Annotated in this window: 13 protein-coding genes; 5 read left to right on the top strand and 8 right to left on the bottom strand. The window is 60.8% G+C overall.

Annotated features, from left to right (window positions below; genetic code table 11):
- Window positions 1–14 precede the first annotated feature (14 nt).
- Window positions 15–1,403, bottom strand: coding sequence for a 30S ribosomal protein S12 methylthiotransferase RimO (gene rimO, locus ACR0K1_RS20740; RefSeq protein WP_480612466.1), 1,389 nt, complete (start codon window positions 1,401–1,403; stop codon window positions 15–17).
- A 93-nt stretch (window positions 1,404–1,496) separates the two neighbouring features.
- Between rimO and ACR0K1_RS20735 the strand changes: the two genes are divergently transcribed.
- Window positions 1,497–3,458: an AsmA family protein gene (locus ACR0K1_RS20735; RefSeq protein ID WP_480851779.1), complete on the top strand. Its 1,962-nt coding sequence runs from the start codon at window positions 1,497–1,499 to the stop codon at window positions 3,456–3,458.
- 23 nt (window positions 3,459–3,481) lie between these two features.
- Here the strand turns inward: ACR0K1_RS20735 and ACR0K1_RS20730 are convergent, their stop codons facing one another.
- Genes ACR0K1_RS20730 through ACR0K1_RS20715 form a run of 4 tightly spaced genes read right to left on the bottom strand, consistent with a single transcriptional unit; the run spans window position 3,482 to window position 8,044 of the window.
- Window positions 3,482–4,978 carry a phosphomannomutase/phosphoglucomutase gene (locus ACR0K1_RS20730; protein ID WP_480851778.1) on the bottom strand — a complete coding sequence of 499 codons (1,497 nt, stop codon included), beginning with the start codon at window positions 4,976–4,978 and terminating at the stop codon, window positions 3,482–3,484.
- A gap of 15 nt (window positions 4,979–4,993) precedes the next feature.
- Window positions 4,994–5,827 carry a 3-deoxy-8-phosphooctulonate synthase gene (gene kdsA / locus ACR0K1_RS20725; protein ID WP_480612463.1) on the bottom strand — a complete coding sequence of 278 codons (834 nt, stop codon included), beginning with the start codon at window positions 5,825–5,827 and terminating at the stop codon, window positions 4,994–4,996.
- Window positions 5,828–5,832: 5 nt separating this feature from the next.
- Window positions 5,833–7,407 carry a KpsE/RkpR family capsule polysaccharide export protein gene (locus ACR0K1_RS20720; RefSeq protein ID WP_480612462.1) on the bottom strand — a complete coding sequence of 525 codons (1,575 nt, stop codon included), beginning with the start codon at window positions 7,405–7,407 and terminating at the stop codon, window positions 5,833–5,835.
- Window positions 7,385–8,044, bottom strand: a complete 660-nt coding sequence (locus ACR0K1_RS20715; protein ID WP_480612461.1) for an ABC transporter ATP-binding protein — start codon at window positions 8,042–8,044, stop codon at window positions 7,385–7,387. The genes ACR0K1_RS20720 and ACR0K1_RS20715 overlap by 23 nt, the downstream gene beginning before the upstream one ends.
- Before the next feature lie 227 nt (window positions 8,045–8,271).
- Here ACR0K1_RS20715 and ACR0K1_RS20710 point away from each other — a divergent pair, with 227 nt between their 5' ends.
- Both ACR0K1_RS20710 and ACR0K1_RS20705 read left to right on the top strand, forming a co-directional pair.
- A complete protein-coding gene (locus ACR0K1_RS20710) occupies window positions 8,272–8,859 on the top strand; it encodes a uracil-DNA glycosylase family protein (RefSeq protein ID WP_480612460.1) in 588 nt (195 codons plus the stop codon).
- Window positions 8,852–9,640, top strand: coding sequence for an SseB family protein (locus ACR0K1_RS20705; RefSeq protein ID WP_480612459.1), 789 nt, complete (start codon window positions 8,852–8,854; stop codon window positions 9,638–9,640). The genes ACR0K1_RS20710 and ACR0K1_RS20705 overlap by 8 nt, the downstream gene beginning before the upstream one ends.
- A gap of 37 nt (window positions 9,641–9,677) precedes the next feature.
- Here ACR0K1_RS20705 and yghU read toward each other — a convergent pair whose 3' ends face one another.
- Window positions 9,678–10,556: a glutathione-dependent disulfide-bond oxidoreductase gene (gene yghU, locus ACR0K1_RS20700; RefSeq protein ID WP_480612458.1), complete on the bottom strand. Its 879-nt coding sequence runs from the start codon at window positions 10,554–10,556 to the stop codon at window positions 9,678–9,680.
- Between the two features lie 231 nt (window positions 10,557–10,787).
- Here yghU and ACR0K1_RS20695 point away from each other — a divergent pair, with 231 nt between their 5' ends.
- A complete protein-coding gene (locus ACR0K1_RS20695) occupies window positions 10,788–11,306 on the top strand; it encodes a YHS domain-containing (seleno)protein (protein ID WP_480612457.1) in 519 nt (172 codons plus the stop codon).
- A gap of 63 nt (window positions 11,307–11,369) precedes the next feature.
- Here the strand turns inward: ACR0K1_RS20695 and ACR0K1_RS20690 are convergent, their stop codons facing one another.
- The gene (locus ACR0K1_RS20690) at window positions 11,370–12,053 is read right to left on the bottom strand and encodes a J domain-containing protein (RefSeq protein WP_480612456.1); all 684 of its coding nucleotides are present in this window, start codon (window positions 12,051–12,053) and stop codon (window positions 11,370–11,372) included.
- Window positions 12,054–12,266: 213 nt separating this feature from the next.
- Window positions 12,267–13,133: a methylenetetrahydrofolate reductase [NAD(P)H] gene (metF, locus tag ACR0K1_RS20685; RefSeq protein WP_480612455.1), complete on the bottom strand. Its 867-nt coding sequence runs from the start codon at window positions 13,131–13,133 to the stop codon at window positions 12,267–12,269.
- A gap of 94 nt (window positions 13,134–13,227) precedes the next feature.
- Here metF and ACR0K1_RS20680 point away from each other — a divergent pair, with 94 nt between their 5' ends.
- Entirely contained in the window at window positions 13,228–14,133 is a 906-nt protein-coding gene (locus ACR0K1_RS20680) for a LysR family transcriptional regulator (RefSeq protein WP_480612454.1), read from the top strand.
- Window positions 14,134–14,213: the final 80 nt, after the last annotated feature.

Below are 14,213 nucleotides of genomic sequence, written 5' to 3'. Positions count from 1 at the left end.
CTCAGACCGCTTGTTCAGGCCAGCTTGCCCCACAGGTCGTATTCCCCAGCCTCGTCCACCTCGACCGAGACGATGTCTCCGGGTTTGAGATGCGTGAAACCCTCGTCTATGAACAGGTTGCCATCGATCTCTGGCGCATCGGACTTGGTGCGGCAGGTGGCGGCTTCGTCATCGACCTCATCCACGATGACGTCGATTGCTTTACCGACCTTGGCCTGAAGTTTGGCCTCGGATATCGCCTGCGCTTTTGCCATGAACCGATCCCAGCGGTCCTGTTTGACCTCGGCGGGCACGTGACCCGGCAGGTCGTTCGACCGTGCGCCATCGACGTTTTCGTATTGAAAGCAGCCGACGCGATCCAGTTGCGCCTCGTCCATCCAATCCAGCAGGGTCTGGAACTCGGCCTCGGTCTCGCCGGGGTAGCCCACGATGAAGGTCGAGCGCAGGGTGATGTCTGGGCAAACTTCACGCCATGCGTGGATTTCATCCAGCGTTTTGGCCGCCGCCGCAGGGCGCGCCATGCGTTTCAGGACGTCCGGGTGCGCGTGTTGGAAGGGAATATCCAGATAGGGTAACACGTTACAGCCCGCATCCGCCATTAGCGGGATCAACTCGCGCACATGCGGGTAGGGATAGACGTAATGCAGCCGCACCCAGGCGTCGAGTTGCCCCAATTCGCGCGCCAGATCGGTGATGTGGCTGCGCACTACACGGTCTTTCCACGGGTTCACATCGTATTTGCGATCCAGCCCATAGGCCGAGGTATCCTGCGAGATCACCAGCAATTCGCGCACGCCATTATCGACCAGCTTCTCGGCCTCGCGCAGGACCGCGTGTGCCGGGCGGCTGGCCAGTTTGCCACGCATGTCGGGAATGATGCAGAACCGGCACTTGTGGTTACAGCCCTCAGAGATTTTCAAATAGCTGTAATGGCGCGGGGTCAGTTTCACGCCGCTGGCGGGCAGCAGGTCGACAAACGGGTCTGGATCGGGCGGCACAGCCACATGAACCGCATCCAGAACCTGCTCGTATTGATGTGGCCCGGTGACGGCCATGATGCGCGGGTGATGTTCGCGGATATAGTCCGGCTCGGCCCCTAAACACCCGGTCACGATAACCTTGCCGTTTTCGACCAAAGCCTCGCCAATCGCGTCCAGCGACTCGGCCTTGGCGCTGTCAAGGAACCCACAGGTGTTCACGATCACGGCATCCGCCCCCGAATAATCGGGCGAAATACCGTATCCTTCGGCACGCAGGCGGGTCAGAATGCGCTCACTATCGACCAACGCCTTGGGACAGCCCAGCGAGACCATGCCGATGGTCGGCTGGTTGGGGCGGGCCGTGTCGGAAATCCGGGCGGCGGGCGCCAGGTCGGGGCGGAGGTTCGGCGGGTTCGTTGTCATGGCGCGGCATATAGTGGGGAAAGCTTCCCCTTGCAAATGCGGCGCGCGGTTTGAATGATTAAATCAAACAAGCCAAAAGGCGGAGAGCAGAAAATGAAATGGCTTTTGCGCATCCTGTTTATTCTTGTGGCCGTGTTCGGGCTGGTCGTCGGGGCGCTGCTTCTGATGCCGGGCGACAAGCTGGCCGCTATCCTGACCGAGCAGGTGCGCGCGGAGACGGGCCGAGACCTGACCCTTTCAGGCGATGTCAAAATTTCCTTCTGGCCTGTCCTTGGGATGGAGACCGGCCCCGTGACATTCGGCAATGCCGAATGGGCCGGACCGGAACCGATGCTGAGCGCCGACAGCCTTGCCGTTGGTGTGGATGCCGCCGCCTTGCTGTCGGGCGATCTTAGGATCAAACGCGTGTTTGCCGAGAAACCGCTGCTGCGGCTGGAATTGTCGCAAGGGCGCGGCAATTGGGAGCTTCGCGTTCCTGCCACCACCACGAACACCACCGCATCTGCCAGCGCGGGCAGTACCGCAACGTCCGACTCCCGTCCGGTGACATTAGACCGGTTGGAACTGACCGACGCGCGGCTCATCTATATTGAAAACGGCGTGACCCAGATGGATTTCGCCGGGGTCAACCTGTCGGCCAGTTGGCCGGATGTGACCGCGCCGATGGTGATGGCGGCCAACATGGCCGTGCCCGGCGGTACTGTACAGGTCGACCTGAAACTGCCGGACCTGCCCGCGTTTTCGTCTGGCGTGGTCACGCCGTTGGACCTGAAACTGAAAGCGCCCGGAGGAGAGATCGGATTTGACGGGCGCGTCAACCTTGCCGGTGAGATGGACGGCAAGACGCAGGTCGTCGCCCGAAACACCGAAATGATGCTGGCCGCCTTTGGTCAGGCCGGGGTTGGTGTTCCGCTGGGGCTGGGGCGCGTTGCCGACATCTCGGGCCAGATGACATACACCAAGGATGGCCGCGTCTCGCTGCGGGATATGGTGGCCAAGCTGGATCACAACCGTTTTGCGGGTGAGGCCGATATCGTGATCTCGGACCCGCCGCATATCACGGCCCGTCTGGACGCAGGGGACCTCGATTTGTCCCGGTTTGCCGAACCCGCCACAAGTTCAGGTGGGGGGGCCGGTGGCGCATCCTCGGCACCCGACGGATGGTCGACCGACCTTATCGATGCATCCGCGCTTGCCCTGGCAAATGGCAACATCCGACTGACGGCCAAGTCAATCGCCGTGCCCGATCTGACGCTTGGCCCCAGCAACCTGACGCTGAGCCTCGACCGGTCGCGCGCGATTCTTGAAATGAAGCCTGCCACCCTGTTTTCCGGCAAACTCACCGGACAGGTCGTGGCCAACAATCGCAACGGTCTGTCCGTTGGCGGCAACTTTCAGGCCAGCGGCATCAATATTCAGCAGGCCCTGTCGGTGCTTGCGGACGTCGAGCGCCTGTCCGGTACCGGATCGGGCAGCTTCGAGTTCCTCGGGGTCGGACAGACCGAGCAGCAGATCATGAACTCTCTCAGCGGCAAGGGGCGTCTGGATGTAGGCAAGGGCGTGATCGCGGGATTTGATCTGGACCGTTTGATGGGGCAGGGCGGGGGCTCGGGCGGGACGACCGTGTTCAACAGCCTGACGGGCAGTTTCACCATCGACAAAGGCGTTCTGACCAATAACGACCTGCTGATGCTGCTGAACAATTTCCGGGCAGATGGCAAAGGAACCGTGGGTCTGGGCGCCCGCAACATCGATTACCTGTTCACCCCGGTTGCCCTGCGCGCCAATTCCGGCAAGGGCATTTCGGTGCCCGTGCGCATCGTCGGCCCGTGGAGCAACCCGTCGCTCCGACCGGACCTGACCAAGGTCATCGAGGCCGCCGCCGAGGGCAAGATCAAAGAGCTTGAAGGCGACGCCAAGCAAAAGGTTCTGGAAAAGGTCGGGAACGAGTTGGACACCACGGTCACAGATACCGGCCAGATCGAAGACGCCCTCAAAAAGAAGCTTGAGGATGAGGCCAAGAAAGGCCTGCTGAAACTGTTTGGTGCCGACTGAGCGGCACCGAACAGCTTTGATGATCAGATGGTCTGGTCGTAATCCCCGACACCGGGCTCGGTGCGGATGACGGAGTCAATGTCGGCGAAAATCGCGCGCATTTCGGCTTCACTCTTGCTGCTTTCGCAGACGACCACCAGATTGGGCGTGTTTGACGAGGCGCGCACCAGACCCCAACTGCCATTGTCCAGAATGACCCGCGCGCCGTTGACGGTGACGACCTCTTTGATGGTCCGGCCCGCAAAGGGCTCGCCCGCGTCGCTTTTGGCAACCAGCTTGTCGACGAGCCGGTTCAGGATGTCGTATTTCTCGGTATCGGCGGCATAGGGCGACATGGTGGGCGTGGACCATGTCTTGGGCAGCGCCTTGCGCAGGTCCGACATGCTTTTGTCGGGGTTGCGGTCCATCAGTTTGCAGATCTCGACCGCAACGCGCATGCCGCAGTCATATCCGCGCCCAATCGGCTCGGCCAGAAAGTAGTGGCCCGACTTTTCAAACCCGGCCAGAGCGCCGATTTCCTTGACCCGCCGTTTCATGTGGCTGTGGCCGGTTTTCCAGTAATCGGCCTTGATGTCATGCGCCTGCAACTCGGGGTCGCTGGCGAACAGGCCGGTGGATTTTACATCCGCGACAAAGGTCGCGCCCGGATGCAGCCGTGCCAGGTCGCGCGCCATGATGACGCCGACCTTGTCGGCAAAAATCTCCTCCCCCTCATCATCGACAACGCCGCAGCGGTCGCCGTCGCCGTCAAACCCAAGCGCCAGATCGGCACCGCTGGATTTCACCGTGTCTGCCATGTCGTGCAGCATCTCCATGGCCTCGGGGTTGGGGTTGTAGTTCGGGAAGGTGTAATCGAGCCGGTTGTGGCTGGGCACGACCTCAACCCCGATCCGTTCGAAAATTTCGGGCGCAAAGGCCGAGGCGGTGCCGTTGCCCGTGGCGCAGACAACCTTGAGCGGGCGGGACATTTTGAATTCGCCGGCCAGATCGTCGATATACGCCTCTTTCACACCCTCGACGAATTCATACGCGCCTCCGGGGCGGGCAATGCCCTGGCCGTTCAGGACGATATCGCGCAGTTCCGACATCTCATCCGGACCGTGGGTCAGCGGGCGGTCAAAGCCCATTTTCACCCCGGTCCAGCCGTTCGGGTTGTGGCTGGCCGTCACCATCGCCACCGCAGGCACATCCAGATGGAATTGCGCGAAATAAGCCATGGGACTAAGCGCAGGGCCGATATCCTTGACCTGAACCCCTGCCTGCATCAGACCGAGTATCAGCGCGTTCTTGATCGCCAGCGAATAGTCGCGATAGTCGTTGCCCACCGCAATCACCGGGGCTATCCCGCGCTTGTGCATCTGGGTGCCAAGCCCCAGTCCAAGGGTGGTCATGCCGGGCAGGTTGATCTCATCGGGGTATTTCCAGCGGGCATCGTATTCGCGGAACCCGGTGGGTTTGATCATCGCGTCGCGCAGAAAGCTCCAGGTGTTGGGGGTCACCTCAGGCAAAGGTTTGGTCATAACTGGTCTCAATCGTTAAATTTGAATCGGGTTGGCTTTGGCCAGCGCATCAAAGCGCATCAAGGTGTCAATCAACTGGCCCATCTGATCCAGCGGGATCATGTTCGGCCCGTCCGAAGGCGCGGTGTCCGGGTCCTGATGGGTTTCGATGAAAACAGCGCCGACCCCCAAAGACACCGCAGCGCGCGCCATCACCGGCGCAAATTCACGCTGCCCGCCCGAGGAGCCGCCTTTGCCGCCGGGCTGCTGCACAGAATGGGTCGCGTCCATCACAACCGGATAGCCGGTCTGCGCCATCTGCGGCAGCCCGCGCATGTCGGCCACCAGCGTGTTGTAGCCAAAAGACGTTCCCCGCTCGGTCAGCAGGATGTTCTGGTTGCCGGTGCTTTCGATTTTCGTGACGATATTCGGCATTTCCCACGGGGCGAGGAACTGGCCCTTTTTGACGTTCACCGCCTTGCCGGTGTTCCCGGCGGCCAGCAGCATGTCGGTCTGGCGGCACAGGAATGCGGGGATTTGCAGAACATCCACAGCCTCAGCCGCGATGGCGCACTGGGCTTCGGTATGCACATCGGTCAATACCGGGATACCCATCGTTTTGCGGATACCGTCCAACACCTGCAGCCCCGCATCGATCCCCATCCCGCGTTTGCCAGACAGCGAGGTGCGGTTGGCCTTGTCGTACGACGCCTTGAACACATATTGCGCGCCGGCGGCATCGCAGGCCTCTTTCATAGTGCCCGCGATCATCTGGGCGTGATCCGAGGTTTCAAGCTGGCAGGGGCCGGCGATGAGGGTCAGCGGAAGGTCATTGCCGACCGTAAGGTCGGAGATTTTTACATGTTTCATGTGTCTTACGAGGATACCTGTTCACGAAGGACCGACGCGGTAAGCGAGATCATCAGGTAGATACCAGCAAACAACAGGAAAGCCAAAATCGTATTTTCGAACTTGCGCGGATAGGTCGGTTCCTGACTGGGCACCGGGTTGACCGAGACGGTCAGATAGCGCACCTGCCGGTTGGCTTCGGTCCGCGTGGCCTCCATTTGCTGCATGGCCGTTTGCAGCATCATGTCGCGGGCCACCAGATCGGCCTGCGCCATCTGTATCCGCACGCTCAGCCGCGCCAGCGAGTTTTCGCCTGCCGAGGCATCCAGCATCTCGGCATTCAGTTCCGCCAGCACCTTTTCAAGCCGCGCGATATCGGCGCTGACGCCGTCGACCTTGGCCTTGTTGGGGCGCAGGTTGTCGTTCAGGGCGGCCAGTTCCAGTTCTTTGTCCTGCAACAGGATCTCGATTTCATTGATACGGGCTCGCAGGCCTGCGATCACGTTTTCAGGGTCCAGAACCGCGCCTTGCAGTTGCAGTTCGATCAAATCCTCCTGCGCCTGCCTGCGCGCGCCCTGCGCGTCTTCAAAGCTTTGCAGCGCATCGCGCATCTGGTCTGATCGCTTTTTTTCGGACAGGGCATTCACGCGGTCTTCGGCATAGGAAATCAGGCGCTCGGAAAACGCGGTTGAGGTCTGCGCGTCGGGGGCGGCGACCTCCATCCGGATGACCCCTTCGGTCGGGTCGTAGCCGATGGTGATCATGCGTTTGAACAGCTTATAGGCGTCCTCCAGCGTTGCATCCGGGGCCAGCCGTTGGATCGGGTCGATCCAGTCCTGTTTGAACACCTCGGAAAACCCGGCGTCCTGATCCAGCAGCAAAAGCGCCTCTTTGGATTCGAGGAAGGACTGCACGGAAATGGAATCCTGCGTCGTTGCGAATTGGGTTCCGGCCAGAAGGCCCCCAATGCTGCCGGGGCCGCCATCCGCCTGCAGGATCAGAAACTCGGAATCGCTGGCGTACATCGGCGTTGCGATGCGGTAGAAATAGAAACCGACGACAAAGGTCGGCAGCACCACAAAAGCGGCCAGACGCGCGAACAGCGCAAACAGCTTGCGGCGACGGCGCTTGGCGATGTCTTTTTGAATCTGACCGATTTCCAGATTGCGGCGCTCTGCCGGGCTCATCTCGGGCCCCGGCAGGTTTTTTGACTCGTCCCGCACCGTTTGCGGCAGTTGGATCTTCACCTTGTCTTTGGCGGCGGCATCCTCGGGCTTTTTTTGCGCCGCCAGATCAAGCAGATTGGTCCGTTCAAACGGATCGATGCCCTGTTTGCGCAACAGACGCACCGCATCATAATCCGAGGTCGCCGCCAACCCGTGTTTCTGCGCCAGCCGCCGGGCGACACGCAACTGGCGGCCTGTCAGGCCCTCGCGCTTGATCTCATCCAACTCGGTTCCAACTTGCGGCTCATTCGCTGCAGAAGGCCCCTGCGTCGCGTTGCGGATGCGCGCCATCGCCTCGGACCGCGCTTCGGCGCCGCCGTCGGCCTGCGCCTTGCGCCGCCAGTTGTATTTCTTAACCTTGGGTTTCGTAGTCATATAACTGTTTTGCCTCTTCCAAGGTTTCGAACATGTAAAGCTGCCCGTCCAGTAGAACCGCCGCCTGCTGCGCAAATTTTTCAAGCGTCGCGGGGCTGTGGGACACGATCACCAGCGTCGTGGTCCGCAGCCTTTCCTGCAGGATCGAGCCCGCTTTCTTGTTAAACTCGACATCGGTTGTCGAGGGCATGCCCTCGTCAATCAGGTACATGTCGAAATCCAGCGCCAGCATCAGCGAAAAGGTGAACCGGGCCCGCATGCCCGACGAATAGGTCGCCAGCGGCTGGTTGAAATACTCGCCCAGACCGCACAGCCAGTTGCAATACGCCTCGACATAATCGGGGTCCATGCCGTAGATTTTGGCGATGTAGCGCGCGTTTTCCAGCGCTGACATCTTGTTGGACACGCCGCCGGTAAACCCCATCGGGAACGAGACCCGGCAGTCGCGCCGGATGACCCCTTCGTCGGGTTTCTCAAGCCCCGCCATCATGTTGATCAGCGTGGTTTTTCCGGTGCCGTTGGGGGCCAGCACACCCAGCGATTTGCCAAGCTCGATCCGGAACGAGACCTGGTCCAGGATCACCTTGCGGCGCGTCCCGGTCCAGAAGGACTTGCTGACATTCTCGAACTCAAGCATTCACGGCCTGCTGCTCATTTTCTTATCGCTCTTATGGATCGGCGATGAAGCGTTAACCTTACCGGCCCATATTGGCCACATTATGTCGAATTTTGAAACAAATGATCAATGTGCTCTGCCTATGTTGACTATGCGCAAGCCGGGTCAGGAGTTGGACGCCGCCGCCATAGCGCTTATCTGTTTCAGGTACCATGCATCGACCCTAGTTCAGAGAATCTTGCGATCAGATGAATTCTTTGGCCCGTGAAATCAGCAATTGCCGGTTATGCGCCGACCGGTTTGCCGAAACCGCCACGGCCCATCAGCCCCGGCCTGTCGTGTGGTTTCGACCGGGCACGCCGATCCTGATTGCCGGTCAGGCCCCCGGCGCGCGGGTGCACGAGTCGGGTCGGCCCTTTACCGACCCGTCCGGCGATCGTCTGCGTGACTGGCTGGGCATTGATGAGGCTGTTTTCTACGACCGCGGGCGTGTCTCCATCGTGCCGATGGCCTTTTGCTTTCCGGGCTATGACGCGCGCAATGCCGATCTGCCGCCGCCCGCCATCTGCCGAAAGACCTGGCATGATCGGGTGATGCAGCATTTGGGGAAGGTGCCCCTCACGGTGTTGGTGGGCGGGCATGCGCACAAGTATCACCTGCGCGCGCGCAGCTCTGTCACTGAAACCGTGCGTAACTGGCGAGACCATGCGCCGCGGGTCTTTGCCTTGCCTCATCCATCCTGGCGCAATACGGCATGGCTGAAGAAAAACCCGTGGTTTCAGGCCGACCTGCTGCCGGTCCTGCGCGCCCGGGTACAAGAGGTGCTGAATGACTGAGACCACGGCGCTGGACACAGCCCATGCCGCGATGCAAGCCGCCCCGCAGGACGATGCCGCGCGGCTGAGGTTTTTCGAACGGCTCGCCGACAGCGAACTGTTCCTGATGCTGACGGAAGAGGCGCAGGGCGACAACATCCATCCCGAGCTGTTTGACGTCGCCGACGGGCGCTTTGTACTGGCCTTTGATCGCGAGGATCGATTGGCCCAGTTCGCCGGACGCCCCGTGCCTTATGTCGCGCTGTCCGGGCGGGTGCTGTCGGCAATGCTGGCGGGGCAGGGGATCGGGCTGGGATTGAACCTTGAAACTGCCCCATCCTCGATGCTGATCCCGTCCGAGGCGCTGGGTTGGCTGGCTGAAACCTTGCAGCACGGCCCCGAAGAGGTTCAGGAGAGATTGGCAGAATTCCTGCCGCCTGCGGGCCTTCCCGATACGCTTTTGGCGGCTTTGGATGCCAAACTGGCAACGGCTGGCGGATTGGCGCAGGCTGCTTATCTGGTGGCCACCAAATTACAAGGCGGAGCCGCCGGGCATATGCTGGGTTTTGTCGGGGCCGTCGAAGGCGCGGAGCCCGCGCTGGCCAAAGCCGCGTCCGAGGCGCTGACGTTTTCGGGCGTCGAGGCGGGCGCGATGGATGTCGGCTTCTTCGCACCCGAGGACGCCGCCGCCGCGCTGTTGGCCAAAACCGGCCTGCGGTTCGATCTGCCGCAACCCGAGCCATTAAACCCGGTGCGCGAGGCCCCCGGCTCTGACCCGGACAAACCGCCCGTTCTCAGGTAGACCACGCGGCAACCAACGCGCCGCGTGATCTAGCGAATTATTCTGCCGCCGGTTCCAGCTTGTCCTGCGTGCGGGTCTCAAAATCACTGGCGTCGTGACGTTCGTGCAATTGTGTATGGGGCTCGCCAAAGGCACGGTTGACCATACGGCCACGCTGCACAGCCGGGCGTTCGTCGATCGCCTTGGCCCACCGCATGACGTTCTTGTAGGAGCCCACGTCAAGGAATTCAGCCGCGCTGTAGAGCCGGCCCAGAACCAGTTGGCCGTACCAGGGCCAGATCGCCATATCGGCAATGGTATAGTCTTCGCCCGCGATGTAGGTCTTGTCGGCCAGTTCGCGATCCAGAACGTCCAGCTGGCGCTTGGCTTCCATCGCAAAGCGGTTGATCGGATATTCCCACTTCTCGGGCGCATAGGCATAGAAATGGCCGAAGCCGCCGCCAAGATACGGTGCGCTGCCCATCTGCCAGAACACCCAGTTCATGACCTCGGCGCGCTCGGGGCCGGATTTCGGCAGGAGGGCGTCAAACTTCTCGGCCAGATGGAACAGGATCGAGGCGCTTTCGAACACACGCACCGGGTTCTCGCCGGACCGGTCCCATAGGGCGGGGATTTTGGAGTTCGGGTTGGCTCCGACAAAGCCCGAGCTGAACTGGTCGCCTTCGCCGATGTTGATCAGCCAGGCGTTGTATTCGGCACCTTCATGACCCAGCGCCAGCAGTTCCTCAAGCATGACGGTCACTTTGACGCCATTGGGGGTGGCCAGTGAATAAAGCTGCAGAGGGTGGTGCCCTACAGGAAGGTCCTTGTCATGGGTCGCCCCGGCAATGGGCCGGTTGATATTTGCGAACCGCCCGCCGCTTTCGCTGTCCCATGTCCAAACGGCCGGGGGGGTGTAAGTGGATTGATCGCTCATTTGTTGCCTTTCTTGCGACTGCCGGGGCCGCGAGCCCGACCATGTTAGAGCTAATGCCCAAAAAAGCCAGAGTCCAACCCATCAATCGGGCCGGGTCTGTAATAAACCGCTCACAAAATACCCGTCCCGGTCACAGCGGCGCGAGGGGGACTACGCAGCAGAAAGGAATCGCCTATTGTCATGACAGTCATGCCGGAACGGCACCTCGAAACTAGTAAAAGGAATGACCCCATGAAACGCTTTGCCCTGTCTTTTGCGACGGCACTGGTTCTGGCAGTCCCGGCATTTGCCGGCCCGCAATATGTCGACGGCACCGGCTTTGCCGTGTCCGGCTATGATGTTGTCGCCTATCGCGATCTGGATCAGGTTGCAGTTGGCCAGACACAGCCGCAAGGTGTGCGCGGTAAAGCCGACATAACCGCAGAATACAACGGTGCCACCTGGGCGTTTGCCACGGAAGAAAACCGCGACAAATTCCTGGAAAACCCCGCTTTCTACGCGCCGCAGTATGATGGCCATTGTGCCTATGGTGTGTCCAAGGGCGGCAAGGTTCCGGCCAACCCGAACCTGTGGCGGATCGTCGATGACAAGCTGTATCTGAACATCACCGACGTCGTGGTCGGCTTTTGGGAGGAAGACGTTCCCGGCAACATCAACCTGGCCGAAGGCAACTGGCCGGGCATTGAAGGCGGGGCAGCCTCGACCAATGTCATTCCCAAGTTTACCTCGGAAGGTCCCGTGACAAACTAAGACGCGGGTAACCGTCCCTAGCCCGGCTCTCCCCCCGAAAGAGCCGGGCACTTTCGTGGCCGATCACGCGCTCAGCCAGAATTCGTCTCGGGTTTCCTGATCGGCCTCGAACCTGATCCGCACGCTTTTGGCGCCGGGGAACTTTCGTTCGCAGATTGTATCGGGCACCACGACTTCACCGGACCCGGAATCCCTGGACTGGAAACTCAGAACTTCGGTTTCGATGTTGCGTGTGCCCGACAGCACCGAGGTCGGCAACGCCACGCGGTTTGCACCCCGGCAGACCGGAGTGGTCACGAAATACGTCAGATGGCGGCCAAAGCACCCCACCGCGTCCGGCACATGGTCCGAAGCGTTATCGGCCTGATCTTTCGAACCAGCCCCGTTTGCCTCGGGGCTATGCGCCAAGGCCCGGTCCGCGCCCAGCATGGCCTTGCAGGTGGCAATGTCATCCTGCGGCAATTCGATGATGCGTTTCTTCAGACGGGGCCGCCGCGGCATCCGTGCCACCGACCCGGCCGCGCCTTTCACCGTCAGGCCTTGCTTGCGCAGAAAATCATAGGCCGCCTTGGCGCGTGAGAAATTCGCACAATTCCCGCTGGTATGATCAGGATGTGCGTGAAAGGCGATCTGCCGCCAGGCATCCCTGATGTCATCGGCACTGGCATTGGGCTCTAACCCGAGGTCCGCCAATGCATCACGTCGCGCCCTGATCTTATCGACAGGCTCCATAACCAACTCACTCATTAAACAACACATGTTCACAATGTCGAATGTCAGCGCTTTGTCAAATTCCGCCCGAAATTGAAGCAGTTACAGAAAACAATGGGGCGGCGGGACCGGGATTGTGTGTCGCACCGACGGGCTTAGGGTCGCGGGCGCGTGCGTTTTGATCTTTGTGGAACACAAAAAACACCCGGACCGCAGGGCGATCCGGGCAAGTACAGGGAAGTGGAGGGCTCAGGCGACGTTCTGCAAGTCGGCCTTGGGTGTGATTCCCAGCGCGAAACAGACGTCGCGGGTCAGTTCCGGGCGGTTCAGCGTGTAGAAATGCAGCTTGTCCACACCGCCTTCGATCAGGTCCGAACACAGTTCGGTGCAGATCGCGGTGGCAAGCAGATCTTCGCGGTCGTCGCGCACTGCCTTTGCGAACGCATCTTCAAGCCAGGTCGGGACAAGCGCGCCGCAGCGCTTGGCGAAGCTGCGGGTGCCCTTCCAGTTCTCGATGGGCAGGATGCCGGGTACAATCGGCTTGTCGATCCCAGCCTTGGCGCAGGCATCGCGGAAGCGGAAGAAGGTCTCGGCCTCGAAGAAAAACTGGGTCAGCGCCTCATCCGCGCCCGCATCCAGCTTGGCCTTGAGCCAGTCGACATCCGCCGCCGTGTCGCGGGCTTCGGGGTGTTTCTCGGGGTAGGCACCGACCCGGATGTTGAACTTGCCGGTCTCGGCCAGCGCGGAAATCAGTTCGATCGAGTTTGCAAACCCCTCGGGGTGCGGCACGAACCGGTCCTGACCGCTTGGCGGGTCGCCGCGCAGGGCGACGATGTCCTGAACGCCCGCTTTCGCGAAGGTGTCAGCGATCTCGAGCGTTTCCTGACGCGAGGCATCAACGCAGGTCAGATGTGCCGCAACCGGCAGTCCGGAAGATTTGTGCAGGGTCGCAACCGCATCGCGGGTCAGTTCCCGTGTCGTCCCGCCGGCACCGTATGTGACCGAGACAAAACGCGGATCCAGCGGGGCGAGGGTCTGAACCGTGTCCCACAGGCGGAATGAGGCCTCCAACGTCTTGGGCGGGAAGAACTCGAAAGAGATATCAGGTCTGATCATCATAGCCTCACTGCATGTGCCTGAGCCCTTGTGCCATGACATGCAATGTGAGACAAACTCATATTCCTCAAGAACAACATGAGCCTGATGAAAGATGCATATTGAGTTTCGCCACCTGCGGACAATCAAGGCGATCTACGAATGCGGGGGGCTGGCGCGTGCGGCCGATCAGCTGAACATCACCCAATCCGCGCTGAGCCATCAGATCAAAGGGTTAGAAGATCAGGCCGGGGTCGAACTGTTCCTGCGCCGGTCAAAGCCGATGAAGCTGTCGGCTGCGGGCCTGCGCCTGCTGCGTCTGGCGGAACAGATTCTGCCGCAGGTCGAAGCCGCGCAGCAGGAGTTTTCCTCGCTCCGCGACGGGCGCACCGGCAGGATGCATATCGCCATCGAATGCCATGCCTGTTTCGAATGGCTGTTTCCGGTGCTTGAATCTTTTCGGAAATCCTGGGGCGATGTGGATGTCGATATTCGCCCCGGACTGGCGTTTGACGCGCTGCCCGCCCTGCAGAAGGAAGAGGTTGATCTGGTGGTCTCCTCCGACCCCGAAGACCTGCCCGGTGTCGAGTTTGTGGAACTGTTCGACTATAACGCCGTCTTCGTTGCGGCCTCCGCCCACCCGCTGGCTGAAAAGGAGTTCATCGAGGCCGAAGACTTTCGCGGTCAGACCCTGATCACCTATCCGGTCGAACGCACCCGGCTGGATGTGTTCAGCCAGTTGCTGATCCCGGCACGGGTCGAGCCAGCCTCGATCAGGCAGGTGGAGCTGACCGCCGTGATCCTGTTGCTGGTGGCATCCAACCGGGGGGTTTCGGTGCTGCCCGACTGGGTGGTGCGCGAGGTCAAATACAACTCGGACTACGTGACGCGACCCCTGACCAAAGACGGCATCACACGCCGTCTCTACGCCGCTGTCCGGGCCGAGGATCTGGAAAAACCCTTTGTGCAGGAACTGGTGAAACTGGCCCGGGACGAGGCCCGCAAGCTGCAGGCCCAGTAACGGCATTTGCAGAAGGGCGGCTATGCAAATCATTCCTCTTGGCAAGGACGCATTGCCCCAGTATACGCGCGGTTTGACCG

Source organism: Ruegeria sp. F5 (genome assembly GCF_056533845.1).
Note: the sequence above shows the minus strand (reverse complement) of the source record. Positions and strands in the feature narration are given on the sequence as shown.

Excerpts from the sequence above, each read along its gene's own strand:
- kdsA (WP_480612463.1), bottom strand. The coding sequence starts at position 5,827 with ATGAAACATGTAAAAATCTCCGACCTTACGGTCGGCAATGACCTTCCG.
- ACR0K1_RS20720 (WP_480612462.1), bottom strand. The coding sequence starts at position 7,407 with ATGACTACGAAACCCAAGGTTAAGAAATACAACTGGCGGCGCAAGGCG.
- ACR0K1_RS20690 (WP_480612456.1), bottom strand. The coding sequence starts at position 12,053 with ATGAGTGAGTTGGTTATGGAGCCTGTCGATAAGATCAGGGCGCGACGT.
- metF (WP_480612455.1), bottom strand. The coding sequence starts at position 13,133 with ATGATCAGACCTGATATCTCTTTCGAGTTCTTCCCGCCCAAGACGTTG.
- yghU (WP_480612458.1), bottom strand. The coding sequence starts at position 10,556 with ATGAGCGATCAATCCACTTACACCCCCCCGGCCGTTTGGACATGGGAC.
- ACR0K1_RS20710 (WP_480612460.1), top strand. The coding sequence starts at position 8,272 with ATGAATTCTTTGGCCCGTGAAATCAGCAATTGCCGGTTATGCGCCGAC.
- ACR0K1_RS20735 (WP_480851779.1), top strand. The coding sequence starts at position 1,497 with ATGAAATGGCTTTTGCGCATCCTGTTTATTCTTGTGGCCGTGTTCGGG.
- ACR0K1_RS20715 (WP_480612461.1), bottom strand. The coding sequence starts at position 8,044 with ATGCTTGAGTTCGAGAATGTCAGCAAGTCCTTCTGGACCGGGACGCGC.
- ACR0K1_RS20730 (WP_480851778.1), bottom strand. The coding sequence starts at position 4,978 with ATGACCAAACCTTTGCCTGAGGTGACCCCCAACACCTGGAGCTTTCTG.
- ACR0K1_RS20695 (WP_480612457.1), top strand. The coding sequence starts at position 10,788 with ATGAAACGCTTTGCCCTGTCTTTTGCGACGGCACTGGTTCTGGCAGTC.
- ACR0K1_RS20705 (WP_480612459.1), top strand. The coding sequence starts at position 8,852 with ATGACTGAGACCACGGCGCTGGACACAGCCCATGCCGCGATGCAAGCC.
- ACR0K1_RS20680 (WP_480612454.1), top strand. The coding sequence starts at position 13,228 with ATGCATATTGAGTTTCGCCACCTGCGGACAATCAAGGCGATCTACGAA.
- rimO (WP_480612466.1), bottom strand. The coding sequence starts at position 1,403 with ATGACAACGAACCCGCCGAACCTCCGCCCCGACCTGGCGCCCGCCGCC.